The sequence below is a fragment of the Pseudomonas sp. M47T1 genome (genome assembly GCF_000263855.1).
Lineage (GTDB): Bacteria > Pseudomonadota > Gammaproteobacteria > Pseudomonadales > Pseudomonadaceae > Aquipseudomonas.
Genome location: NZ_AJWX01000004.1, coordinates 13,389 through 38,131 on the forward strand (window position 1 = coordinate 13,389; position 24,743 = coordinate 38,131).

The following is a 24,743-nucleotide window of genomic DNA, read 5'->3' on the forward strand; positions in this document are numbered from 1 at the left end:
ATTGGGCAGGTTTCACCCGGGTAGGCGGTATTCTTGCAAGGCCGCCAGCAAGGCCGTGGTACTGGCACCACGGCAATCCACGACATGACGAGCACCGGCGGCCTGGGCCTGGGCGGCAACTCGCGGGCTGGGCACGAACAACGGTAGCCCGGCCAATTGTGGCCAGTGTTCACCAGCCAGCTGCTTCAAATGCTCAAAACCCTGCCCACTGCTGACCACCAGCGCGTTCAGGCGTTCCGCCGTCACCCGCTCGTACAGCGCCTGGGCCGGGTAATCGGGCAGGCTGCGTTGGTAGAGTTGCAGATAATCGACAGTAGCACCCTGCTCGCGCAAGTGCTCAGCCAACAATTGCCGACCGCCCTCGCCTTTCAGGATCAGCACCTTGGGATAGGGCTGGGCCAAGGCCTCGGCCAAGGCCGGCAACGCCATCAGGGCTTCGCTGTCATCGCCCTGAGGGGGCGTGTGCACGCGCAAGCCGTAGCCTTCAACGATGGCGGCCGTCGCTGCGCCCACGCTGAACCAGCTCTGGCTAGGCAACTGTGGCCAGTACTGATCAATCAGGTCCAGCCCCAGACGCGCCGCCGGCTTGCTAATCACGATCACTGCACAGTAATGCGCCAGGTTCAGTACCTGAGTGACCATGGCCGGGGTAACCGGCAGGGGTTCGATGTGCAGCAACGGCAGGCTGGCACTGTAGATTCCGGCAGCCGCCAGCTCTTGCGCCACCGTGACGGACTCCTCGGCCGGCCGGGTCAACAGCAGGCGCCAGTCATTCACGGATGGCCTTCCTCGCCATACACTGCCTTGAGGATCTGATCGGCACCCTGGCGCAGCAGCGCTTCGGCCACATCGATGCCCAATTGCTCGGCTGCGGAGCGCGGCGCCCGAGCATCGGCAGTGAGCAGGCGGGCACCATCAGGCTCGCCCACCAGGCCGCGCAACCACAACTGATCGCCTTCCAGTACCGCGTAGCATGCAATCGGTACCTGGCAGCCGCCATTGAGGTGCTTGTTCAAGGCACGCTCGGCGCTGACCCGCGCGGCGGTGTCGGCATGATGCAGGGGCGCCAGCAGCGCGTGGATCTCGGTATCGGCGGTACGGCATTCGATGCCCACGGCGCCCTGGCCACCGGCCGGCAGGCTGTGTTCGATACTGATGCTGTCGGTGATGCGGTCTTCAAACCCCAGGCGGATCAGGCCGGCGGCAGCCAGAATGATCGCGTCATATTCGCCGGCATCCAGCTTGGCCAGCCGCGTGTTGACGTTGCCGCGCAGGAAACGGATTTGCAGGTCGGGGCGGCGCGCCAGCAACTGGGTCTGGCGACGCAGGCTGGAGGTGCCGACGACGCTGCCGGCTGGCAGCGCATCAAGGCTGTTGAAAGTGTTGGAAACAAACGCGTCACGCGGGTCTTCGCGCTCGCAGATGCAGAACAGCCCCAGGCCCTCGGGGAAGTCCATGGGCACGTCTTTCATGGAGTGCACGGCAATGTCGGCTTCGTTGTCGAGCAGGGCATTTTCCAGCTCTTTGACGAACAGGCCTTTGCCGCCGATTTTCGACAGGGGCGAGTCGAGCAGCTTGTCGCCGCGGCTTGCCATCGGCACCAGGGTCACGGTCAGGCCGGGATGCGCCTGTTCCAGGCGGGCCTTGACGTAGTCGGCCTGCCACAGGGCCAGGGCGCTTTTACGGGTGGCGATGCGGATCTCGCGAGTAGGCATGAATCAATCCGTGCTGGGTAGAGGGGCCGATCATACCAGCATCGCAGGAACAGCATGACGGCTGGAGCGGGCTGCCCCGCCCCGGCCGCGCTACAACTGTTGCATCATTTTGCGCACACCCGCCACGTGCCTACGGCTGACTATCAGCGCATCGCCATTGAGGCCTTTCAAAAATAATTGGAAGTGGCCAAGCGGCGTTCGCTGCAAGCGCTCGATGCGGTCACGGGCCACCAGCGCGTTACGGTGGATGCGCACAAAGCGGTCACCGAACTCGTCTTCCAATGCTTTGAGGGGCTCGTCGAGCAGCACCTCGCCGCCTTCATGGCGAAGCGTCACGTACTTGTGGTCGGCAATGAAGTAGATAACCTGGTCCAGCGGGATAAGCTCGATGCCCTTGCGGGTCCGGGCACTGATGTGGGTCCGGGGGCCGCTGCCGCTCTCGGCAGCCGGACGGGTCAGGGCGGCCAATTGCGCGCGGTTGGGACGCTCGGCCTTTTTCAGCGCCTCAAGCAGGTGCTCGGCGCGAACCGGCTTTACCAGATAACCCAGCGCGCTGGTCTGGAATGCATCCAGGGCGAACTCGTCATGGGCAGTACAAAACACAACCGCCGGCGGCGCTTCGCGCTCGCACAGCTTGGCTGCGACCTGCAGTCCGTCAAGGCCGGGCATACGGATGTCGAGCAACACCACATCCGGCTTGAGGCTGTCGATAAGGGCCAGGGCCTCCTCGCCATTGGTGGCGCTGGGCTCAAGCACACTGTAACCCTCGAGATCGCTGACCAATCGGCTCAAGCGCTCGCGGGCTAGGGGTTCGTCATCAACGATCAGGACATTCATATTGCACTGGATTCCTGCGTGAGTCTCGCACAAGGATAGCGTAGACAGGTGAAGTGACGACCGTCACGGCGATCCACGCTCAGACTCGCGCGCGGGCCAAAAAGTGCCGCAAGTCGAGCACCAATATTCGACAATGCCTGATGGGTACCGCCCGAAACCTGCGGGTGGGCGGCTTCGTCGTAGGGATTGCTTACACACAATATGAACTCTCCCCCTTTATAGTCGGCTTCTACCCGGATCACACCCCCTTCTACTCGAGGGGCCACTCCATGGACCAGGGCATTTTCCAACAACGGTTGTAAGGTTAGCTGCGGGATCGGCAAATCATCGGGAATTGTGTTGATCCTCCAGTCCAACTGTAGACGCTCGCCAAGACGATATTGCTCAATCCGTAAATATCGTTTCGACAAAGCCAACTCCTCCTCCCAGGTCACCAGGGTGCCGACCTTGCCCAGAGTGGCACGAAACAGGTCGGAGAGATCCAGCACCGCCTGCTCGGCGCGTACGGCGTCCACCGCCACAAGGCTGGCGATGCTGTTGAGCGTATTGAACAGGAAGTGCGGCTTGATGCGCGCCTGCAGGGCTTCCAGCCGTGCCTGAAGTTCGGCCTGCTGCTGGAGGCGCCACTGGCTCTGCAGGTAAAAATAGCGCAACAGCAACGCCGACATGATCAGCGCGATCAGCGCATGCCGCAGGTAGCGGGTGAATTCGCTGAAGGAAAAATCCACCGCCTCGGTCAGCCGCGGCACCAAGTGAAAATAGTCGGTCAGGGCCGTGGCGAGCAGCGTCAGCCCCACCACGATAGCGCAGCACAAACCGCCGGCAACCCCGGCATGCAGGCCCGAAAGCCAGGGCCGCAGGCCGCACAGCACCGCGGCGGACAGCAGCACGATCCACTGCACGAACAGCGAAGTCAGCGCCAGCCGCGACCAGTCGAAGCCTGGCGCCATGGGCTCGGCCAGCACCAGCACCATCACCAGCAGCTCGGCCAGCATCACCAGCACCAGCAAAGCCTGGGCTTCACACAGTACCGGCAGAAAAAACTCCTGTTGCGCCCGCTCATGGCGGGCGGCCTTGCGTCCATCTGTGGGCATTATGCGTATTCCGCTGGGCGTTCGATCCCCGACGGGATTGAACCCCTGTTATTATTGCAGGCAATTTCCCGTTCACGCCTTCAACGAGCGAATTCATGAGTACTGACAAGACCAACCAGTCCTGGGGCGGCCGCTTCAGTGAGCCCGTCGACGCCTTTGTCGCCCGCTTCACCGCATCCGTCAACTTCGACCAGCGCCTCTACCGTCACGACATCATGGGCTCGATCGCCCACGCGACCATGCTGGCCAAGGTCGGCGTGCTCACCGATGCCGAGCGCGACACCATCGTCGACGGCCTGAACACCATCCAGGGCGAAATCGAGGCCGGCACGTTCCAATGGCGTGTGGACCTTGAAGACGTGCACATGAACATCGAGGCACGCCTCACCGACCGCATTGGCATCACCGGTAAAAAGCTGCACACCGGCCGCAGCCGCAACGATCAGGTGGCCACCGATATCCGCTTGTGGCTACGTGACGAGATCGACCTGATCCTGAGCGAGATCACCCGCCTGCAAAAAGGCCTGCTGGAGCAGGCAGAGCGTGAAGCCGACACCATCATGCCCGGCTTCACCCACCTGCAGACCGCGCAACCCGTGACCTTCGGCCACCACCTGCTGGCGTGGTTCGAAATGCTCAGCCGTGACTACGAGCGCCTGGTGGACTGCCGCAAGCGCGCCAACCGCATGCCCCTGGGCAGCGCCGCGCTGGCCGGCACCACCTACCCCATAGACCGCGAGCTGACCTGCCAGCTGCTGGGCTTCGAAGCCGTGGGCGGCAACTCGCTGGACGGGGTGTCGGACCGTGACTTCGCCATCGAATTCTGCGCCGCGGCCAGCATTGCCATGATGCACCTGTCGCGCTTCTCCGAAGAACTGGTGCTGTGGACCAGTGCCCAGTTCCAGTTCATCGACCTGCCCGATCGCTTCTGCACCGGCAGCTCGATCATGCCGCAAAAGAAAAACCCTGACGTGCCAGAGTTGGTACGTGGCAAGAGCGGCCGTGTGTTCGGCGCGCTGATGGGCCTGCTGACCCTGATGAAAGGCCAGCCCCTGGCCTACAATAAAGACAACCAGGAAGACAAGGAGCCGCTGTTCGACGCCGCCGACACCCTGCGCGACTCCCTGCGAGCCTTCGCCGACATGATCCCGGCCATCAAGCCCAAGCACGCCATCATGCGCGAAGCAGCCCTGCGCGGCTTCTCCACCGCCACGGACCTGGCCGACTACCTGGTACGCCGCGGCCTGCCGTTCCGCGACTGTCACGAAATCGTTGGCCATGCCGTGAAGTACGGCGTGGACAGTGGCAAGGACCTGGCCGAGATGAGCCTGGAAGAACTGCGCCGCTTCAGCGACCAGATCGACCAGGACGTCTTCGAGGTGCTGACCCTGGAAGGCTCGGTCAACGCCCGTGACCATGTCGGCGGCACTGCCCCGGCACAGGTTCGCGCAGCCGTCATCCGCGGCCAGTCGCTGCTGGCCCAGCGCTGATACGCCCGACCCTGTAGGAGCGGACTGCGTCCGCGAAGGATGCATGGCGCAATGCCTGATACGACGCGGCGCATTCTTCGCGGGCACAGCACGCCTTCCCTGGCCATGCCCACGCTGCAGAGAAAGTAGATATCGGCAAGGCTGGGCTCTGCGGCGAGGGGCCAGCCTATATTTCAACACGCGTCCGAGGTGCAAAGCGTCCCAATACCGTTAAACTGGCGACCTAACGTGAGGAATCCCGCAATGACCGACGCCACCCAACGCGACGACGAAGACGAACAGTTCGCCGAAGACACCCTGATTCAGGCCATCGAGAACCAGATCGAGTCCGACAACCCGCCGGCGGCCAAGGCCACGCTCAACAAGCTGACGCTGGTGGGCTACGAGCGTGACGACATACTGGAAATGATGGCCCACGTATTAGCCGTTGAAATCGACAAGATCCTCGAAGAAGATCGCGCGTTCGACACCGTTTGGTACGAAGCTGCCCTGCGCGCCCTGCCAGAGCTGCCGCCCGAGGCAAAGCCTGAACAAGACTGACTTTCCCGGCAAAACCGCTGCGGCCTTACTACACTGGAAATGCCCCGCTGCCCCGCACGCAAACCGGGGCCGCCACGGCCCTGCCCCTGAGGCGGTCGTCTATTCCTAGAAAAGTCCGGAGTACCTATGTCGTATACCCCTGAGCTGGTCGCCGAACTGGAAATCCTCGTACTGTTCAACCTGGACAACACGCAGGAAGGCCTGAAAGTCCATCATCACACTGCGACGCCGCTAGCGATCGCGGCTGCGCAACGGCTGTACGACAAGGAACTGATCACCCAGCCCGACGGCGGTTACCTGACCAGCGGCGGGCTGCAGGCAGCCCAGCACGCCCAGGCCTTGCTGACCGTGCTGGCAGTGACTGCGGCCGAGCCGGCCTGACTCGGGCGATGTGCCGGTGCCCGCCTTGCGGTACCGGCGTACCATCTTTTTTTGAATTCTGGCTCAAATTCCTCTCAAAGTCGCCGATAACAGACTGAGGGCGACTATCTCGTGCGCCCCTGTCACGTCGCCCAGCAGTCGATTCGAGCCGCAAATGCCGCGCAACCAGGAAATTCGCCCCGATCTGGACGAGGGAATCGATCGCAAGGTTCTCGGGGTTTTGCGCGCCCGCTTTCTGACCCTGAACCAGGGCCGGCTGCACCGTGCCATGGACGGGCTATCGACGCGCCAACAGCAAGTGCTAAGGCTGTTGCCGCTGTTTTTCCACGTCAACCACCCCTTGCTGCCTGGCTACGTATCCGGCAACACGCCGGCCGGCCTGTCAAACTATGAGCCTGACGCCGAGGTATTGGCCGAGGCCCAGCGCCTGACCCGCTCGTTCTCCTACAAGGCGCGCCACGGCAACCCGCCACGGCCGTTGCACGGCCTGTTCCTGATGGGCAGCCTCGGCACCCTGGCCCAGGCCGAGCAGAGCGACATGGATTTCTGGGTGTGCCACGACACCGAACTGGCTGCCGACGAGGTGGCTGAGCTGCGCAAGAAATGCCAGCTCCTGGAAACCTGGGCCGCCAGCCAGGGCGCCGAGGCGCACTTTTTCCTCATCGACCCACCGCGATTCATGCGCGGGCAACGCGATAACCAGCTCAGCTCTGAAGACAGCGGCACCGCGCAGCATTACCTGCTGCTGGACGAGTTCTACCGCACCGCCATCTGGCTGGCCGGACGTACCCCCTTGTGGTGGCTGGTACCGGTATACGAAGAAGGGCGTTATGCGCAGTACACCGCCACCTTGCTGGGCAAGCGTTTCATTCGCGCCGAAGATGTACTGGACCTTGGCCACATGGCCCACATACCCGCCGGCGAATTTATCGGCGCCGGCCTGTGGCAGTTGTTCAAGGGCATCGACTCGCCCTACAAGTCTGTGCTCAAGCTGTTACTGACCGAGGTCTATGCCAGCGAACACCCCAACGTCCAGTGCCTGAGCCTGCGATTCAAGCAAGCGGTGTTCGCCAACCAGCTGGACCTGGACGAGCTGGACCCCTACATGGTGGTCTACCGGCGGATCGAGGAGTACCTGCTGGCGCGCGGCGACGTCGACCGCCTGGAACTGGTGCGTCGCAGCCTATACCTGAAGGTGAACAAGAAGCTCAGCGTCAGCACTCGCGTGCGCCCCGCCAGCTGGCAACGCCAACTCATGGCGCGTCTGGCGCAAGATTGGAGTTGGGACGCCAGGCAGCTGGCACTGCTGGACAGCCGCAGCCAGTGGAAGGTACGCCAGGTCACCAGTGAACGCCGCGCCCTGGTAAGCGAGCTCAATTACAGCTACCGCTTCCTGACGCAGTTCGCCCGCACCCAGCAAGCGGTAAACCTGATCAACAAGCGCGACCTCAGCATTCTTGGCCGCCGCTTGTACGCAGCCTTCGAGCGCAAGGCCGGCAAGATCGAATTCATTAACCCCGGCATTTCCCCGGACTTGGCCGAAGACACGCTCACGCTGGTGCAGTCGCCCAACCGCAAGGAGCCGGGCCAAACGCTGTGGGGCCTGTATAACGGCAACCTGGGCGCTTACGAGTGGGAGCACTTCGCGCCCTTCAAACGCAGCCGACATTTGCTGGAATTGCTGACCTGGTGCCACCGCAATGGCGTGATCGACAGCAGCACCCGCCTGGCCCTGCACCCCGGCGAAAGCGACCTGACCGAGTTCGAACTGTTCAACCTGATCGCCAGCCTGCAACACAGCATTCCCCTGCCCTTGCCCAGCGTTGCCGATGAGCAGTTGCTCAAACTCAGCGTGCCGGTGGAAATCCTGTTCCTGGTGAACGTGGGCGTCGACCCGCTCAAACATCATCGCGACCTGAACATCCTGATGACCACCGAGCGCACCGATTCCCTGAGCTACGCCGGGGTGAAGGAAAACCTGGTGCTGACACTGGACCAGGTCACGTTGAACAGCTGGCATGAAACATCAGTGAACCGCTTCGACGGGCCCACCGCGCTGCTCGACTGCTTGCGCGACTACCTCAATTGCCTGCCGCACGGCACGCCGCCACGGGTCAGGGTGCGCTGCTTCTGCCACAACCGCGCGCAGGCCATCGCCCAGCGCGTGGAAACCCTGCTGGTCACAGCCCAGCAATTGCTGGTCAGCAAACTGAACTATCGCTACGTCATCCAGATAGAAAAACAGTACCACGTGCTTGAACTGGTACCGGGCAAGGTCCGCCACGTGGCACTGCCCACGGTGACGGGGCTGGTACAGTACCTGGGTGAGGATTTGTCCAGCTACAGCCCGGTGCACCTGGACGGCCAGGCCTTGGCGGAACATGACCTGGGGCTGTTGCTACCCCAAGGGCAGCCAGATTGCATCCAGCTGTTCTACCGTTTGCAGGACAGCTGGGCTGATATTTATGTGCTCGATGAGAACAACGCCCTGTGGCACCAGCGCCTGCCCTTCCATGACGAGGCCAGCCTGCTGCTGCCCTTGCAGCGTTTTCTGGAAGCGGTTGTCTATCGACGCAACGCATTGCTTCCCATCGAGAACAAACTGCAGGGCCAGGCGGGCGAGGTGCTGTATTACCAACTGCTGCCCAACGGCAATGGCCGTGCACGCAGCGTTGAACCACGGCCGGGGCCGCCGACCGCAGCCGACCAGCGTTATTTCGAGGTGCAGGCGATTGTCGAGCGCTCGTTGCCGGGCCACACGCATGTGACCCTGTATTGCAACCAGCGGGAATTTTCAGAAGTGGAGCACGGCGGCCAACTGTACGCCGTTGTGGCCAGGCAAATCCTGGAACAGCGTACGCCAGGCATGGCCTACCGCTGCTACATCACCGACCTGGACCTCTCCGGCCTGCTCGGTGATGTGCCCGGCGCCACCCATCTGTACCTGCGCTACAAGGCCGACCTGGAACGGTCATTGAACAACGCCTTGAGCCAGTTGTAGGGAGCCAGCTGCAGGGCTAGAGGAGCGCCCGGCGCGACGCCGCTTCGCGATTGATCTGCCGACGACGATCGTCATCGGCCGAGCGCCATTCGCGGATGTCTTCCACGTGGCGGTAACAGCCCTTGCATACTTTTTGCTCATCCAGCCGGCACAGGCTGATGCACGGTGACGGCACCGCCGGGCTGACGTTGCTGTACAGGGGCTTGGGCGGGCGGGCCGCCGGGGCTTGGCTGCTCACACTCAGATATCTTCGAATTCCAGGTGGATGCCAGCCTGTTCCCAGGTGGCGCGGGTCAGGATTTCACCCAGCAGCTCCTCGGATTTCTCGCAGGCCCACTTTTCGGAGGTTTCGTCGTAATCAAAGTGATAGCCGCCGGAGCGCGCGGCCAGCCAGAGCTGCTGCACAGGTTCCTGGCGGCTGATGATCATCTGGCTGCCGTTTTTGAACGTGATGGTCATCAGGCCGGACGAAATCTCGACGTCATCGGCGTGGTCTTCAAACAATACTTCCAATGCCTGCTGGGTGGCATCGACCAGGTCGTGAAAGCGCGCTTCGGTCAAACTCATTGCGGGAACCTCGATAAGTGTCTACTCACACTGCAAGCGCGGGAAGATACGAGCAGCGGCCGCCGATTGCAAAGTTATTACGACCTGCGGGGTACATCGCCCGGGCCAATGCTGCATCACTTCGTGGGAGCGGGCTCTGCCCGCGAAGCAGGCAATGGGGCGTTTCAGGCACAACAGGTCGGTCTTGTTCGCGGGCAGAGCCCGTTCCCACAGAAATAAAGTGGCGGCCAATGACCTCGAATCGGGTTGCATAGGCAAGCCGCCGGGTGGCCGGTATACTCGGGCGCAATTAATGCTTTTACAAAGGATTTCGTCATGAAGCGCCTGATTTCCGCCATTGCTGCGCTGGTCGCGGTTGCCTGCCTGGTTTCTGCCTGCGGTCAGAAAGGCCCGCTGTACCTGCCCGATGGCGAAAAATCCACCGTGCAACAGGACAACCCGACGAAGTCGCACAAACACATGCTGTAAGGGAAGACCATGGACGCTTTCAACTACCGCGGCAGTGAGCTGTTCGCGGAAGGCGTATCGTTGGCCTCCATCGCCGAACGCTTCGGCACGCCGACCTATGTCTATTCCCGCGCGCACATCGAGCAGCAGTACCGTGCCTATGCCGACGCACTCAGCGGTATTTCGCACCTGGTCTGCTTCGCGGTCAAGGCCAACTCCAACCTCGGCGTGCTGAATGTGCTGGCACGCCTGGGCGCCGGTTTTGACATCGTCTCTGGTGGTGAGCTGGAACGCGTCCTGGCCGCGGGCGGCCGCGCCGACCGCGTGGTGTTCTCGGGGGTCGGCAAGACTCGCGAGGACATGCGTCGCGCCCTGGAAGTGGGCGTGCACTGCTTTAACGTAGAGTCGGCCGAGGAGCTTGAGCGCCTGCAGGCTGTGGCCGCCGAGATGGGCGTACGTGCCCCGGTGTCGCTGCGGGTCAACCCCGACGTCGATGCAGGCACCCACCCCTACATCTCCACCGGCCTCGCCGAGAACAAGTTCGGCATCGACATTGTTGCCGCCGAGGATGTCTACCTCCGCGCGGCGCAATTGCCAAACCTGGAAGTGATCGGCGTGGACTGCCACATCGGCTCGCAGCTGACCAGCCTGGCGCCATTCCTCGATGCGCTGGACCGCCTGCTGGACCTGGTGGACCGCCTGAGCGACTGCGGCATCTTCCTGCAGCATATCGACCTGGGCGGTGGCCTGGGCGTGCAGTACCGCGATGAAGAACCGCCCCTGGCCAGCGACTATATCAAGGCCGTGCGCGAACGCTTGCAAGGCCGCGAGCTGGCGCTGGTATTCGAACCCGGCCGCTACATCGTTGCCAATGCCGGGGCGCTGCTGACCCGGGTCGAATACCTCAAGCATACCGCCCACAAGGATTTCGCCATCGTCGACGCCGCCATGAATGACCTGATCCGCCCAGCCCTGTACCAGGCCTGGATGGACGTCAGCGCCGTGCAGCCTCGCCAAGGCGAAGGCCGCAGCTACGATATCGTAGGGCCGATCTGCGAAACCGGTGATTTCCTCGCCAAGGCGCGCCAACTGGCCCTTGAGGAAGGTGATTTGCTGGCTGTGCGCTCCGCCGGGGCCTATGGTTTTGTCATGAGTTCGAACTACAACACCCGCGGGCGAGCCGCCGAAGTGCTGGTCGATGGTGACCAGGCCTTCGAAGTGCGCCGCCGTGAAACGGTCGCCGAACTGTTCGCGGGCGAAAGCCTGTTGCCGGAGTAACCCCATGCTGCTGCGCTTTACCAAAATGCATGGGTTGGGCAATGACTTCATGGTCCTGGACCTGGTCAGCCAACACGCGCACATCCTGCCCAAACATGCCAAACAATGGGGCGACCGCCATACCGGCATCGGTTTCGACCAACTGCTGCTGGTCGAAGCTCCCAGCAACCCTGACGTGGATTTCCGCTACCGCATCTTCAACTCCGACGGTTCGGAAGTGGAGCAATGCGGCAACGGCGCGCGCTGCTTCGCCCGCTTCGTGCTGGACAAGCGGCTGACGGCGAAGAAGCGCATCCGCGTCGAGACCAAGAGCGGCGTCATCGAACTGGACATCCGCAACGACGGCCAGATCAGCGTCGACATGGGGCCGCCGCGCCTTGTGCCCGCCGATATCCCGTTCGTGGCCCCGGCCCAGGCGAAGAACTATGACATCGAGGTCGACGGCCAGGTGGTGAACCTGGCGGCAGTATCCATGGGCAACCCCCATGCGGTGCTCAAGGTCGATGACATCAATGCCGCGCCGGTTCATCAGTTGGGTCCCAAGATCGAACACCACCCGCGCTTCCCGGCACGGGTAAACGTCGGCTTTCTGCACGTGGTCGACCGCCAGCGCGCACAATTGCGCGTATGGGAACGTGGTGCCGGGGAAACCCAGGCCTGCGGTACCGGCGCCTGCGCGGCAGCCGTCGCTGCCATCAGCCAGGGCTGGATGGATTCGCCGCTGTTGATCGACCTGCCAGGCGGCCGCCTGTCCATTGAGTGGGCCGGCCCAGGCCAGCCCGTGCTGATGACAGGCCCGGCGGTGCGGGTTTACGAAGGACAAGTGCGTCTATGAGCGAGCAACGACCATGACCGACAAGCCCCAGGCACCAGCCCCACAGCCCCTTGATACCGTTGAGGACAGCGCGGCACCGGTCCTTGGGGCCGATGCGGTCGCGGCGTACCTGCGCAGCCACCCGGATTTCTTCGTCGACAACGACGATTTGCTGGTCAGCCTGCGCCTGCCCCACCAGCGCGGCGACACCGTGTCGCTGGTGGAACGGCAGATGAAAGTGCTGCGCGAGCGCAACATCGAGATGCGCCACCGCCTGTCGCAACTGATGGACGTGGCCCGCGACAACGACCGGCTGTTTGAAAAGACTCGCCGGCTGATGCTCGACATCCTTGATGCCGGCAGTCTGGAAGAAGTGGTCATTGCCGTCGAAGACAGCCTGCGCCAGGAGTTTCAGGTGCCCTTCGTCAGCCTTATCCTGTTCAGCGAAGTCGCCACGCCAGTGGGCCGCTGGGTCAGCAGCAGCGAGGCGCACCACGCCATCGGTGCGCTGTTGTCGGGCGGCAAAACCGTCAGCGGCAGCCTGCGCGACCATGAACTGGATTTCCTGTTCGGTGAAGACCAGCGCAAGCAAGTCGGCTCCACGGCCGTGGTTGCCCTCACCCACCAGGGCCTGCATGGCGTGCTGGCCATCGGCAGCCGTGACCCGCAGCACTACAAGAGCTCGGTGGGCACGCTGTTCCTCAGCTACATCGCCGAAGTGCTGGGCCGCGTGCTGCCACGTCACACCAGCAGCCTGCGCTCGGTACGCTGACCGTGCAAACGCACCTGGACGCCTACTGCGCGCACCTGCGCAGTGAGCGACAAGTGTCGGACCACACCTTGCTGGCCTACCGCCGCGACCTGGACAAGGTGCTGGCCTTCTGCGAAAAGGAACAACTGGCCAGCTGGAATGCCCTGGACATCCAGCAACTGCGCCGCCTGATTGCTCGCCAGCACCAGCAAGGGCAAGCGTCGCGCAGCCTGGCTCGCCTACTGTCGGCAGTGCGCGGCCTGTATCGTTACCTGAATCGCGAAGGTATTTGCAGCCACGACCCGGCCAACGGCCTTTCCCCGCCCAAGGGCGAGCGCCGCCTGCCGCGCACTTTGGACACCGACCGCGCCCTGCAACTGCTGGAAGGCGCCGTGGAAGACGACTTTCTCGCCCACCGCGACCAGGCCATGCTGGAGCTGTTCTACTCCTCCGGCCTGCGCCTATCGGAGCTGACCAGCCTGAACCTTGAGCAATTGGACTTGGCCGACGGGCTGGTGCAAGTGCATGGCAAGGGCAGCAAGACCCGCGTGCTGCCGGTTGGCCGCAAGGCCCGCGAGGCATTGCAGCAGTGGCTGTCATTGCGAGGCTTGAGCAACCCGGCCGACGACGCCGTATTCGTCAGCCAGCAGGGCCGCCGCCTAGGCCCACGGGCCATTCAACTGCGGGTCAAGGCCGCTGGCGAGCGCGAGCTGGGCCAGAACCTGCACCCGCACATGCTGCGGCACTCTTTCGCCAGCCATTTGCTGGAGTCTTCCCAGGACCTGCGCGCCGTGCAAGAGATGCTCGGCCATGCCGATATCGCCACCACGCAGATCTACACCCACCTGGACTTCCAGCACCTGGCCACCGTCTACGACAGCGCCCACCCCCGGGCCAAACGCAGCAAGGACAGTGACACATGAGCATCAAGCTGATCACCTTCGACCTGGACGACACGCTGTGGGATACCGCGCCGGTGATCATCAGCGCCGAAGCCGTGTTGCGCGATTGGCTGGCCGCCCACGCACCAAAGCTGGGCGCAGTGGAAGTCGAGCAGCTTTTCGCCATTCGCAAACGGCTGGTCGACGCTGAGCCTGGCTTGAAGCACCGTATCAGTGCATTGCGCCGCCTGGTGCTGTGGCATGCACTGTGTGAGGCTGGCTATACACAGCCTGAAGCCCACCCCCTGGCCGACAAGAGCTTCGAGGTGTTCCTGCATGCCCGCCACCAGATCGAGATCTTTCCCGAAGTGCAACCCGTGCTGGAACAGCTGAGCCAGGGCTACACCCTGGGCGTAGTCACCAACGGCAATGCCGACGTGCGTCGCCTGGGCCTGGCCGATCATTTCGCCTTTGCCCTGTGCGCCGAAGACCTGGGCATAGGCAAACCCGACCCCGCGCCTTTCATGGAAGCCCTGAAACGCGCTGGCAACGTGGCGGCGAGTGCCGCCGTGCATGTGGGCGACCACCCCGGCGATGACATCCTTGGCGCGCAACAGGTGGGCTTCAAGGCCATCTGGTACAACCCGCAGGGTAAACCCTGGGAAGCCGACCACGCGCCGGATGCCGAAGTACGCAGCCTGCTGGAAATCCCTCACGTCATTGCCCGCTGGTAACCCTGACGGCAGCGGGTACAAAATCCCAGGCATGAAAAAGCCCGCAGCGACGGCGGGCTTTTTCAGGCAAGCAGGGGCTCAGATAGGGCGGCTGCCATATTTGTTGTCCGGCTTCTTGGGCGGGTCGGCGACCACATTGGCCTCGACTTCCTGCACCTTGCCACCACGCGCCAGGAATTCATCCATGGCACGGGCAAGGGCATCACGCTCCTTGTTCTTGGCTTCAATGCTCGGCAGTTCGTCTACCGACACAGCAGCCTTGGACTTGCCTTTGGCCGAGGGCGCGGGGGTATCGTCGCCGCTGTCGTCAGCAACGTCTTCGGCTGCCGCCTCCAGGCCTTCCTCGGTATCGTCCTCGTCACCTACTTCGAGTTCGTCGTTTTCCAGATCATCGTCGCTCATGTTCTACCTCATGACTTGCGAAAAGCAGATTATTTATAGCGCAGCCTGACCGTCTGTCGATGGCTGCCAGGAAAAATTCATGGTCGTCGTTTTATCGACGCTCATGGGGTCTCGCCCTGCAACGTGGCGATCACCCTGCGAGCACCGCCGTGATCGCGGTGTTCGCCCAAATACACACCTTGCCAGGTACCCAGCGCCAACCGCCCGTCCCTCACTGGCAACGTAAGCTGACAGCCTAGCAAACTGGCCTTGAAGTGTGCCGGCAGGTCATCAGCGCCTTCGTCGTCATGTTCGAAACCGCTGTCACCCTGGGGTACCAGGCGGTTGAAGAAACGCTCGAAATCACGACGAACCGCCGGGTCGGCGTTTTCGTTAATGGTCAACGACGCCGACGTATGTTGCAGCATCAGGTGCAGCAAGCCGATTCGACATGCACGCAACTCGGGCCAGTCGGCCAGCAGTTCATCCGTCACCAGATGAAAGCCGCGCGGCCTTGGCTTCAAGGTGATCAACCGTTGCTGCCACATACCATTCTCCACACGTTCGGGGCGCATTCTAGCGCGCTCTGGGAAAAAGCAAAGGGGCTAAATTCATCATTATCTGTAAGCCAAACGCCTACTGGACAAGGATGCTGGAACTTGGCTAGCAGAAACCGTTTGCGTCTCCAGCAAATGACAAATTGCAGGCGAAAAAATGCCCGGCGAGCCGGGCATTTTTTCGCAAGCGGCGGTTACAGGTTGTAGCCGCGCTCGTTGTGTTGCGCCAGGTCGAGGCCGACCGACTCTTCTTCTTCATTGACCCGCAGGCCCATGACCACATCCAGCACCTTGAGGATGACGAAGGTCACCACGGCGGTGTAGACGATGGTGAAGGCGACGCCTTTGCACTGAATCCACACTTGTGCGGCAATGTCGGTCACGGTGCCGAAGCCGCCCAGCGAAGGCGCTGCGAACACACCGGTGAGGATCGCGCCGAGGATACCGCCGATACCGTGCACGCCGAAGGCGTCCAGGGAGTCGTCGTAGCCCAGTTTGCGTTTCAGGGTAGTGGCGCAGAAGAAACACACTACGCCTGCGGCCAGGCCGATGACCAGCGAGCCCATCGGGCCGACGGTACCAGCTGCCGGAGTAATGGCTACCAGGCCCGCAACCACGCCCGAGGCGATGCCCAGTGCGCTAGGTTTGCCGTGGGTGATCCACTCGGCGAACATCCAGCCCAGTGCGGCGGCGGCGGTGGCGATCTGGGTAACCAGCATGGCCATGCCGGCGGTGCCGTTGGCAGCAGTGGCGGAACCGGCGTTGAAGCCGAACCAGCCTACCCACAGCATGGCGGCGCCCATCAGGGTGTAACCCAAGTTGTGCGGGGCCATCGGAGTGGTAGGGAAGCCCTTGCGCTTGCCCAGCACCAGGCAGGCAACCAGGCCGGCAACACCGGCGTTGATGTGCACCACGGTACCACCGGCGAAGTCCAGCACGCCCCAGTCGCCCAGCAACGAGCCAGGCCCCGACCAGACCATGTGCGCGATCGGTGCATAGACCAGGGTGAACCAGATGCCCATGAACACCAGCATGGCCGAGAACTTCATGCGTTCAGCGAACGCACCGACGATCAGCGCTGGGGTGATGATGGCAAAGGTCATCTGGAAGGCCACGAACACTGCCTCAGGGATCAGCGCCGAAGGGCCAGTGATGCTGGCTGGCGTGATACCGGCCAGGAAGGCCTTGGCAAAACTGCCGACAAACGAGTTGTAGTTGACGACGCCAGCTTCCATACCAGTGGTATCGAAGGCCATGCTGTAGCCATAAATGGTCCACAGAATGCTGACCAGGCCGGTAATGGCGAAGCACTGCATCATCACGGAAAGAATGTTTTTGGAACGAACCATGCCACCGTAGAACAGGGCAAGGCCCGGGATGGTCATGAACAGCACCAGCGCCGTGGACGTCAGCATCCAGGACGTGTCGCCTGAGTTGAGGACCAGTGCCGGAGCAGGGACCGGATCAGCCGCCAGGGCCATGCCGGGTATTACGAGGGACAACAGGGCTCCTAGCCCTGCGAATTGACGCAGAGTCATATTGTTTTCTCCTGGGGCGTTGGGGTTTGGTCGGCTTAGATCGCGTCGGTATCGGTTTCGCCGGTACGGATGCGAATCGCCTGTTCCAGATTGACCACGAAAATCTTGCCGTCGCCGATCTTGCCGGTGTTGGCCGCCTTGGTGATCGCCTCGATCACACGGTCCAGATCCTTGTCGTCAATGGCGACATCGATCTTCACCTTGGGCAGAAAGTCGACCACGTATTCCGCGCCGCGATACAGCTCGGTATGACCCTTCTGGCGCCCGAAGCCTTTCACCTCGGTAACGGTAATGCCCTGCACGCCGATTTCGGACAGCGACTCGCGTACGTCGTCCAGTTTGAACGGCTTGATGATGGCAGTGACTAGCTTCATGAAACTCTCTCCCGAATTAGTGGACTTGCCCCAGGAAAACAAACCCAGCTCAAGTCTAAGCGCAGTGTCTGGCTTTGTAACGCGTCGTCGGTCCTGCATCCCCTGACCGACCACCAGTACCGCTCCTGACGAAACACGTCCCGCTCCGCCTGCGCACTGCATTCGTCACATCGACTGCATCAGTGCATGGGTCAATTGTGTCTAAGCAGAAAGCTTGCCATGTCCGTGCAACTCAACAAATTCGGCCTGTTTGCCACTATTGCCCAGGTTTGACTCACGCCTGATCAATGGTTGCGCCCCATCCTGGTGCGCAGCGAATCGCGACGATGCGCAAAAAGCGTGCGCCCGCCACGCCACTGACTATAGACGGCTGCGTGTTACACTCCAGGCCATCAGATTCAGGAATTTGCCCATGCTTGCGCCCAAAGCCTTTCTCGACGCCCTTGGCGACCACGCCTCGCGCCTGTTCAGCGGCGACACTGGGCAGCCTCGCGCCGAACTGGAAAGCCAGTTCAAGGTGCTGCTGCAAAGCGGTTTCAGCAAGCTGGACTTGGTGAGCCGCGACGAATTCGACACCCAGATGGTGGTGCTGGCCCGCACCCGCGCGCGGCTGGAAGCACTGGAAGCCAAGATGGCCGAGCTCGAAGCGCGCCTGGCTCCGCCAGCAGAGTAATCGCGCACGCATCTGACTTCTCGTGGGAGCGGGCTCTGCCCGCGAAACATACGCCGCGGGGGGCCAGACACTGCGCGGTGCGGCTTTCGCGGGCAAAGCCCGCTCCCACAGGCATTACCACCAGCAGTTTGTAGCATTGCGCCATACAAAGCTGGCCCTCTACACTCCAGCCATAATGCAAAATGGACCGGGGGCAAGCGCCAATGAATCGCAATGAATTGCGCAAGGCCGACATCAACCTGATGGTGGTGTTCGAAACCTTGATGCTGGAACGCAACGTCACCCGCGTCGCGGAAAAGCTGTTCCTTGGCCAACCCACCATCAGCTCGGCGCTCAACCGCCTGCGCAGCATGTTCAACGACCCATTGTTCGTGCGCGTCGGCCACCGCATGGAGCCCACCGCCCGCGCCGAAGAGCTGGCGCGGCACCTGTCGCCGGCCCTGGACGCCCTGTCCATCGCCATCAGCCTGAGCCACGACTTCAACCCGGCCAGCAGCACCTCAACGTTCCGCATCGGCCTGTCCGATGACGTCGAGTTCGGCCTGCTGCCGCCCTTGCTGCGCGCCCTGCGCCTGGAAGCACCGAAAGTGGTGTTTGTGGTTCAACACGTAGACTACTGGCGCGTGCCGGACCTGCTGGCCTCCGGTGAAATCACCGTGGGCATCAGCCAGACCCGCGGCCTGCCGGCCAACGCCAAGCGCAAGCTGCTGCGACGCATCCAGCCGCGCATCCTGCGCGCCGACAAGTCCGACCACCCGCTCACCCTGGATGAATACTGCGAGCGCCCCCACGTGATCGTCTCGCACATGGCCAACACCAGCGGCGTGGTGGACGAATGGCTGGAAGAAATCGGCCGCAAGCGCAACGTCGTCCTCTCGGTCCCCCAATACAGCGCCCTGCCCGCCCTGCTGGCCGGCACCGACCTGCTCGCCGGCGCCCCGGACTACACCGCCAATGCCATGGTCACCTACGGCAACCTGTACACCGAGCCACTGCCGTTCGACACCCCCACACTGGACCTGTCGATGGTGTGGTTGAGCGTGATGGATACAGATCCGGGGGAAAGGTGGTTGCGTTCGCGGCTAGAGGCGTTCATGAGCGATTTGCCGCGCTAATCGACAAACCGCATTGAGCGTAGTGCCGTCGTCCTGACAGTGGGACCGGGAAACACCCTGACCCAATGTCCCCATGGCATTCCCGCCCCCGCCCACTACCCTTCAAAAACCGCAGGACGCGGCCCCCCCTTCAACGCACGGAGCAACCATGTCCCTAGCCATCGTCCACAGCCGCGCTCAGGTCGGGGTCGGCGCGCCGGCCGTCACGGTGGAGACTCATCTGGCCAATGGCTTGCCGTCGCTGACCCTGGTCGGCCTGCCGGAAGCCTCGGTGAAGGAGAGCAAGGACCGGGTGCGCAGTGCCATCGTCAATTCGCAGCTGAATTTCCCGGCGCGGCGCATTACGCAGAACCTGGCGCCTGCCGACCTGCCCAAGGATGGCGGTCGCTATGACCTGGCCATCGCCCTTGGCATTCTCGCGGCCAGCGGGCAATTTCCGTGCGAGGCTTTGCGGGATGTGGAGTGCCTGGGCGAGTTGGCGCTATCGGGTGAAATTCGCCCGGTGCAAGGCGTGCTACCCGCCGCGCTGGCGGCGCGCGAAGCCGGGCGAGCGCTGGTGGTGCCTTGCGAGAACGCCGAGGAAGCCAGCCTGGCAACGGGGCTTGTGGTGATCGCAGCACGCAATCTGCTGGAGTTGGTGTATCACTTCAATGAGCAGCAACGCATCAGCCCTTTCAGTTCCAATGGGCTGGTACTGCTGGACCGGCCCTACCCCGACCTCAGCGAAGTGCAGGGCCAGCAAGGTGCCAAGCGTGCGTTGCTGGTTGCTGCGGCAGGCGCCCACAACCTGTTGTTCAACGGGCCGCCCGGTACCGGCAAGACGCTGCTCGCCAGCCGCCTGCCCGGCCTGCTGCCACCACTGGATGAGCGCGAGGCGCTGGAAGTGGCGGCCATTCAATCCGTCGCCAGCCTCACGCCACTCAAGCATTGGCCCCAGCGGCCATTCAGACACCCTCACCACTCGGCTTCCGGCGCGGCGCTGGTGGGCGGAGGCAGCCGCCCGCAGCCCGGGGAGATCACCTTGGCGCATCACGGCGTGCTGTTTCTGGACGAGTTGCCCGAGTTTGATCGCAAGGTGCTTGAAGTGCTGCGCGAACCGCTGGAATCGGGCGAAATCGTTATCGCCCGGGCCCGCGATAAGGTCCGCTTCCCGGCGCGCTTTCAACTGGTTGCCGCCATGAACCCCTGCCCCTGTGGATATCTCGGCGACCCCAGCAGCCGTTGCAGTTGCAGCACTGACCAGATCGCCCGCTACCGCAACAAACTGTCCGGCCCGCTGCTGGACCGCATCGACCTGCACCTGACCGTCGCCCGGGAAACCACCGCACTGAACCCCACCCCGCAACCCGGCGACGACACGGCCCACGCGGCCGCTCGCGTGGCCAGCGCGCGGGAGCGACAACTCAAGCGTCAAGGCTGCGCCAATGCCTTCCTCGACTTGCCGGGATTGAAGCTGCACTGCACGTTATCCACAGACGACGAGCAATGGCTGGAAACCGCCTGTGAGCGGTTGACCCTGTCATTACGGGCGGCGCATCGGCTGCTGAAAGTGGCGCGCACGTTGGCGGATCTGGAAGAGGTGGAGCAGATCGGGCGCGGGCATATCGCGGAGGCGCTGCAGTATCGGCCAACGAGTCCGTAACAAATGGTCTCGTTTCGTTTAGCCAATTACCCAGGAAGCCGCCGACCTGCTCAGCGTATCGCGCCCCCATTTAGTCAAGCTATTGGAGCAAGGCGCTTTGCCATTTACCAAAACGGGGCGACACCGAGCAAGAGCCCAGTCACTGAGCTCGGTTCATTGCGCCCGAGTACACCAGCCGCGCCAGACGAATCGCAACTGCATCACCGCTGCCCGCGCAAGCTCCTGCCTGCGCGCGGTCAACGAATCATCAGCATCCAGTACCGCCAGCAACCGCTCACTCGGTTCGTCCAACAGCGCACTTTGCTCCGGTGCCGGCGGCCCTTGCTTGAGCAGCCGTGCCACATCGCGAAGGTAGCGGTCACGTTCACTGGCCATAACGCCGCTGGCGTCGATGAGGCAACCACGCAAATGCAACAGTTCGCCGCCCAGGTCCAGGCCATAAAGGCCGTTGTGCCACTGCAGGTTGGGTTCGTCAGGGTGCTGGGTGCGGTAGCGCGCCAGGCGCATCAAGCGGTCTGCCATGCGTCCGCCGAACCAGCCTTCGGCGTGGCTGAGCGGGCGCCGGGTAAGCTGCGAAAGGTCGGCCAGCGAGGCTTCCACCAGGCGCCGATAGTGGCGCACGCCGGGCCCCAGGGATACCAGGCGGAACACCACGACGGATATACCGACCCCGAACATCGTCGCCAAGGCCTTGTTGATGAACTGTTCAAGGTCATAGGACATGACGTTGGCAGGGGCGACGTTGTTGACGAAGAAGATGCAGAACGACGAGGCGATGGGCGCGATGCTCGGCTGGCTCAGGCACAGCGAGGCCATGAACAACGGCACCCCCAGGCCCAGGCAGAGCATGGGGAAGCCTTCCCAGCCCGGCAGCAGGCCGTAGGCAACCAGCGCCGCCACCGGTACCGACACAGCAATGCCCTTGAGGAAGTTCAAAGCCGCGCCAGCCGGTGCCTCGCGGCCCGCGAACAGGCTCAGTACCACGCCGCAGATGGAGACGGCGCCCAACCCTGCCGGCCAGGCGGTAAACACCCAAAGGCCCGCCACGGCCAGGAATGCCAAGGCGCTGCGCAGGCCGGACATGGCCCCCTGCTCCATATCGCGGTGCCAGGCCAACGGGCCGGGCGCGTTGGTCACGGGCTTGCCCTGCTCCAAGGCCTTGAGTGTCTGCACAGCAACGGTGGCCAGCCTTACCACCACCGTCAGGCGCATGAGGCAGGCGTGCGCCTGAGGATCCAGGCCGGTCACCAGCAGGCTTTCGTCAAGCACCACGGCCTGCTGGTCAAGGGCGGTTTCGCCGCCGTCGGCCAGCGCCTTGGCGACACTCTGGATCAGCGGATCGACATATTCACCCCCCGCCTGGTCGAGCATCAGGCGCAGCCGCGCAACGCCACGCGCCACCCGCAGCAGGCTGAGCAAATCACGGCTCATTACCCGCAGCGCTTGCTCACGCAGGCGCCCCTGCGAGCCTTCGAACGCGGCGTGGTCACGCTGTGCATCTACCGAGACAATGCGCCCCAAGGCATCCAGCAGGCCCTTGCGCTGGTCTACGCCCAGCAACTCCGAAGCCGCCGCAGCCATCCCCGCCTGCCAGGCGCCACGGGCCTGCACAGCGAGTTGCTGTTCGACACGTCGCGGCCACAGCACGGTGCTGACCAGTGAAGCGCAAACGATACCAAGGGTGATTTCGAAGAACCGCGCCTGGGCCTGGTCGAACACGTTCAGCGGCGCTGCGGTGGACGGCAAGGCGATAATCGCGGTGGTGTAGCCGGCCAGCACGAAGCCGTAGGAAGCATTATTGCGGTACAGCGACGCACCCGCCGTGCAGAAGCCCAACCATAAGGCCATACACAGCACAAACAGCAGCGACGCCTGGCTGAACACCGCGATCATGCCCAGGGAAACCACCGCACCGACAAAAGTGCCCAGCAACCGATACGCCCCCTTGGACAGCACCATGCCGCTCAATGGCTGGTTGACGATGAATACCGTGGTGAGTGCCCACTGCGGCTGCTGCATGTCGAGGATGAACGCCAGGTACAGCGCCAGGCCACCGCCCAGCATGTTCTTGATGGCAAATTGCAGCGCCGGGGCCGACGGGTTGAAGACCGCCTGGAAGAAATCGCTCAGCGCGCGAGGGAATGTCGGCATTCTATGCAGATCTACATAGCAAGCTAATGATTAGCATCGTATCCATATCCCTGCGCAAGAACCAGCCCATTCATTCAATAACCGCGGTGGCGGTGCAGGCGATACTCGAACACACTGTGTCCTGTCTTCGAAATACGTTCTCTTTTGACGAGTGGCTGTTGTTGCCAGGCTAGGCGCGGCGACGAGTCATAGCAGGGCTATGGCGAGGAGTCGCAACGCCGCCTGGTAACGGCAGACGCCGTCAAAAGTGAACAGCTTATTTCGGAGCCAGGACACTAGACCAGCCGATCTAACTTGGGGCCACCATGTTCGCACTCATCAGCAATCATCCGTTGGCCATCGGCAGCGTGCTGCTGTTGGTCGATCTTGCCGTGTGGCATTCGATCGCGGCACAGCACCGCATCGCTCGGCTGGCGACCCGCGCCACGGCGTTCGTGCTGTTCAGCTGGGTGCTCAACTCCACGGGCATGAGCCCACTGACACCGGCGCCGTGGCCCGACGATGCCACCCTGAACATGGTCGCCACCTTGCTGGAAATCGTCTGGTGGCTGTTCGCCGCACGCCTGCTCACGGTGATCCTCGGCGCGGTGCTGTTCCAGCGCGGCCACACCGGGCGGCTGCTGCAGGACGTGATGGGCGCGGTGATCTTCCTCATCGCCATTGTCGCCGCCGCGGCGTACGTGATGCAGTTGCCGGTCAAGGGCTTGCTGGCCACTTCGGGCGCCATGGCGATCATTGTCGGCCTGGCCTTGCAGAGTACCCTCAGTGACGTGTTCTCCGGCATCGTGCTGAACACCACCAAGCCCTACCAGCTTGATGACTGGATCTCCATTGACGGCACCGAAGGCAAGGTGGTCGACATCGACTGGCGCGCCACCCACCTGATGACCAGCAATGGCGCCATGGCGGTGATCCCAAACTCGGTGGCGGCCAAGGCCAAGATTCTGAATTTTAGCCGCCCCAGCAATATCCACGGCGTTTCCATCAGTATCGCGGTGCCCTCGGACGTGCGCCCGCGCAAGGTACTCGACGCATTGGAAAAGGCCCTGCAAGGCACCACGGCGTTGCTGATTTCGCCCAAGCCCAAGGTGGCGGTGAAGGCCTCGACCCTGGAGTACATGGAATACGAGGCCACCGGCTTCATCCGTTCCATGGACCAGAAAACCGATGCGCAGAACCTGCTGTTCGACTTGGCGCACCGGCACCTGCAAGCCTCGGGCGTCAGCTGGGCAGCCGAGGACTCGGCGCGCCCATGGACGCGCCAGCGCGCGGTACTGGAAGATGTGCGTGTATTCCGCTCACTGAACAGCGACGAAAAGGACCGCCTGGCCGAACACATGACCCCGGTGGAGTACCCGGAAGACCAATTGATCCTGGCCTATGGCGCCGCGTCCGAAGACTTGCTGGTGATTGGCACGGGGGTTGTCTCGGCGAGCATCAAGGACGGCGAAAAAATGATCGAGGCCGGCCGCCTGGGGCCCGGCGAAATTCTGGGCGAGGACAATCTGGTGTCCGAAGGCAACTCACTGGCCCAGTTTCGCGCGCTGACCACCTGCATGCTGTACCGCATCGACAAGCAGGAACTGAAGGCCTGCATGGCGGAGCGCAGCGAGGTACTGGCTGCATTCACCAAACTGCAGCACTATCGCCAGCACAAGAGCCAGTCCTTGCTGATGCAAAAACCAGCGGAAATTCGCAAGGGCGGCTTCCTCAACTGGTTGCACATCAAACCGTAGCTGCTTGTCGCTACGCGTGTAGCCGCAGCCTGACGGCAGCGGCAAC

At 62.8% G+C, this 24,743-nt stretch carries 25 protein-coding genes and 1 pseudogene; 15 read left to right on the forward strand and 11 right to left on the reverse strand.

Features of this window, described 5'->3' with window-relative positions:
* Window positions 1-12: 12 nt before the first annotated feature.
* The 4 genes from PMM47T1_RS30275 to PMM47T1_RS05820 all read right to left on the reverse strand — a co-directional run bounded on the left by PMM47T1_RS30275 (window position 13) and on the right by PMM47T1_RS05820 (window position 3,646).
* The gene (locus PMM47T1_RS30275; protein ID WP_008366710.1) at window positions 13-777 is read right to left on the reverse strand and encodes a uroporphyrinogen-III synthase; all 765 of its coding nucleotides are present in this window, start codon (window positions 775-777) and stop codon (window positions 13-15) included.
* Window positions 774-1,715 (reverse strand): hydroxymethylbilane synthase, encoded by a 942-nt coding sequence (gene hemC, locus PMM47T1_RS05810; protein WP_008366711.1) that lies wholly within the window; start codon window positions 1,713-1,715, stop codon window positions 774-776. The genes PMM47T1_RS30275 and hemC overlap by 4 nt, the downstream gene beginning before the upstream one ends.
* 90 nt (window positions 1,716-1,805) lie before the next feature.
* Window positions 1,806-2,552 carry a LytR/AlgR family response regulator transcription factor gene (locus PMM47T1_RS05815; RefSeq protein WP_008366713.1) on the reverse strand — a complete coding sequence of 249 codons (747 nt, stop codon included), beginning with the start codon at window positions 2,550-2,552 and terminating at the stop codon, window positions 1,806-1,808.
* Window positions 2,549-3,646: a sensor histidine kinase gene (locus PMM47T1_RS05820; RefSeq protein ID WP_008366715.1), complete on the reverse strand. Its 1,098-nt coding sequence runs from the start codon at window positions 3,644-3,646 to the stop codon at window positions 2,549-2,551. The genes PMM47T1_RS05815 and PMM47T1_RS05820 overlap by 4 nt, the downstream gene beginning before the upstream one ends.
* Before the next feature lie 95 nt (window positions 3,647-3,741).
* On the opposite strand from PMM47T1_RS05820, the gene argH reads away from it, so the two are divergent.
* From argH to PMM47T1_RS05840, 4 genes are all read left to right on the forward strand, one after another.
* Window positions 3,742-5,136 carry an argininosuccinate lyase gene (gene argH / locus PMM47T1_RS05825; protein WP_008366717.1) on the forward strand — a complete coding sequence of 465 codons (1,395 nt, stop codon included), beginning with the start codon at window positions 3,742-3,744 and terminating at the stop codon, window positions 5,134-5,136.
* A gap of 243 nt (window positions 5,137-5,379) precedes the next feature.
* Window positions 5,380-5,676, forward strand: a complete 297-nt coding sequence (locus PMM47T1_RS05830; protein ID WP_008366718.1) for a hypothetical protein — start codon at window positions 5,380-5,382, stop codon at window positions 5,674-5,676.
* Between the two features lie 126 nt (window positions 5,677-5,802).
* Window positions 5,803-6,057 (forward strand): TIGR02647 family protein, encoded by a 255-nt coding sequence (locus PMM47T1_RS05835; protein ID WP_008366719.1) that lies wholly within the window; start codon window positions 5,803-5,805, stop codon window positions 6,055-6,057.
* A 154-nt stretch (window positions 6,058-6,211) separates the two neighbouring features.
* Complete coding sequence (locus PMM47T1_RS05840) at window positions 6,212-9,058, forward strand: class I adenylate cyclase (RefSeq protein ID WP_008366721.1); 2,847 nt, start codon at window positions 6,212-6,214, stop codon at window positions 9,056-9,058.
* Window positions 9,059-9,074: 16 nt separating this feature from the next.
* Here the strand turns inward: PMM47T1_RS05840 and PMM47T1_RS05845 are convergent, their stop codons facing one another.
* Both PMM47T1_RS05845 and cyaY read right to left on the reverse strand, forming a co-directional pair.
* Window positions 9,075-9,296 (reverse strand): DUF1289 domain-containing protein, encoded by a 222-nt coding sequence (locus PMM47T1_RS05845; protein ID WP_008366722.1) that lies wholly within the window; start codon window positions 9,294-9,296, stop codon window positions 9,075-9,077.
* A 2-nt stretch (window positions 9,297-9,298) separates the two neighbouring features.
* Window positions 9,299-9,625, reverse strand: a complete 327-nt coding sequence (gene cyaY, locus PMM47T1_RS05850) for an iron donor protein CyaY (RefSeq protein ID WP_008366725.1) — start codon at window positions 9,623-9,625, stop codon at window positions 9,299-9,301.
* Window positions 9,626-9,940: 315 nt separating this feature from the next.
* Here cyaY and lptM point away from each other — a divergent pair, with 315 nt between their 5' ends.
* Genes lptM through PMM47T1_RS05880 form a run of 6 tightly spaced genes read left to right on the forward strand, consistent with a single transcriptional unit; the run spans window position 9,941 to window position 14,530 of the window.
* Window positions 9,941-10,093, forward strand: coding sequence for an LPS translocon maturation chaperone LptM (gene lptM, locus PMM47T1_RS28885; RefSeq protein WP_008366727.1), 153 nt, complete (start codon window positions 9,941-9,943; stop codon window positions 10,091-10,093).
* A gap of 9 nt (window positions 10,094-10,102) precedes the next feature.
* Window positions 10,103-11,350, forward strand: coding sequence for a diaminopimelate decarboxylase (gene lysA, locus PMM47T1_RS05860; RefSeq protein WP_008366729.1), 1,248 nt, complete (start codon window positions 10,103-10,105; stop codon window positions 11,348-11,350).
* A 4-nt stretch (window positions 11,351-11,354) separates the two neighbouring features.
* A complete protein-coding gene (gene dapF, locus PMM47T1_RS05865) occupies window positions 11,355-12,185 on the forward strand; it encodes a diaminopimelate epimerase (RefSeq protein WP_008366731.1) in 831 nt (276 codons plus the stop codon).
* Window positions 12,186-12,198: 13 nt separating this feature from the next.
* Window positions 12,199-12,936, forward strand: a complete 738-nt coding sequence (locus PMM47T1_RS05870; protein WP_008366733.1) for a DUF484 family protein — start codon at window positions 12,199-12,201, stop codon at window positions 12,934-12,936.
* Window positions 12,937-12,938: 2 nt separating this feature from the next.
* The gene (gene xerC, locus PMM47T1_RS05875) at window positions 12,939-13,838 is read left to right on the forward strand and encodes a tyrosine recombinase XerC (RefSeq protein ID WP_008366736.1); all 900 of its coding nucleotides are present in this window, start codon (window positions 12,939-12,941) and stop codon (window positions 13,836-13,838) included.
* A complete protein-coding gene (locus PMM47T1_RS05880; protein ID WP_008366738.1) occupies window positions 13,835-14,530 on the forward strand; it encodes an HAD family hydrolase in 696 nt (231 codons plus the stop codon). Before xerC ends, PMM47T1_RS05880 begins: the two co-directional genes overlap by 4 nt.
* A gap of 78 nt (window positions 14,531-14,608) precedes the next feature.
* On the opposite strand, the gene sutA is transcribed toward PMM47T1_RS05880, so the two are convergent.
* From sutA to glnK, 4 genes are all read right to left on the reverse strand, one after another.
* Complete coding sequence (sutA, locus tag PMM47T1_RS05885; protein WP_008366740.1) at window positions 14,609-14,932, reverse strand: transcriptional regulator SutA; 324 nt, start codon at window positions 14,930-14,932, stop codon at window positions 14,609-14,611.
* Between the two features lie 101 nt (window positions 14,933-15,033).
* The gene (locus PMM47T1_RS05890; protein WP_008366741.1) at window positions 15,034-15,459 is read right to left on the reverse strand and encodes a secondary thiamine-phosphate synthase enzyme YjbQ; all 426 of its coding nucleotides are present in this window, start codon (window positions 15,457-15,459) and stop codon (window positions 15,034-15,036) included.
* Between the two features lie 203 nt (window positions 15,460-15,662).
* Window positions 15,663-17,006: an ammonium transporter gene (locus PMM47T1_RS05895; protein ID WP_043300796.1), complete on the reverse strand. Its 1,344-nt coding sequence runs from the start codon at window positions 17,004-17,006 to the stop codon at window positions 15,663-15,665.
* Between the two features lie 35 nt (window positions 17,007-17,041).
* Window positions 17,042-17,380: a P-II family nitrogen regulator gene (gene glnK, locus PMM47T1_RS05900; protein WP_002555808.1), complete on the reverse strand. Its 339-nt coding sequence runs from the start codon at window positions 17,378-17,380 to the stop codon at window positions 17,042-17,044.
* Window positions 17,381-17,792: 412 nt separating this feature from the next.
* Here glnK and PMM47T1_RS05905 point away from each other — a divergent pair, with 412 nt between their 5' ends.
* The 4 genes and pseudogenes from PMM47T1_RS05905 to PMM47T1_RS28890 all read left to right on the forward strand — a co-directional run.
* Window positions 17,793-18,053, forward strand: coding sequence for an accessory factor UbiK family protein (locus tag PMM47T1_RS05905; RefSeq protein WP_008366745.1), 261 nt, complete (start codon window positions 17,793-17,795; stop codon window positions 18,051-18,053).
* 203 nt (window positions 18,054-18,256) lie between these two features.
* Window positions 18,257-19,168: a LysR family transcriptional regulator gene (locus PMM47T1_RS05910; protein ID WP_008366747.1), complete on the forward strand. Its 912-nt coding sequence runs from the start codon at window positions 18,257-18,259 to the stop codon at window positions 19,166-19,168.
* Window positions 19,169-19,316: 148 nt separating this feature from the next.
* Window positions 19,317-20,810 (forward strand): YifB family Mg chelatase-like AAA ATPase, encoded by a 1,494-nt coding sequence (locus PMM47T1_RS05915; protein WP_008366749.1) that lies wholly within the window; start codon window positions 19,317-19,319, stop codon window positions 20,808-20,810.
* A gap of 28 nt (window positions 20,811-20,838) precedes the next feature.
* Window positions 20,839-20,937: pseudogene (locus PMM47T1_RS28890) on the forward strand (excisionase family DNA-binding protein); the annotation flags it as partial.
* 26 nt (window positions 20,938-20,963) lie between these two features.
* Here the strand turns inward: PMM47T1_RS28890 and PMM47T1_RS05920 are convergent.
* Window positions 20,964-22,961, reverse strand: coding sequence for an FUSC family protein (locus PMM47T1_RS05920; protein ID WP_008366752.1), 1,998 nt, complete (start codon window positions 22,959-22,961; stop codon window positions 20,964-20,966).
* 305 nt (window positions 22,962-23,266) lie between these two features.
* On the opposite strand from PMM47T1_RS05920, the gene PMM47T1_RS05925 reads away from it, so the two are divergent.
* Window positions 23,267-24,697: a mechanosensitive ion channel domain-containing protein gene (locus PMM47T1_RS05925; RefSeq protein ID WP_008366754.1), complete on the forward strand. Its 1,431-nt coding sequence runs from the start codon at window positions 23,267-23,269 to the stop codon at window positions 24,695-24,697.
* Window positions 24,698-24,743 lie beyond the last annotated feature (46 nt).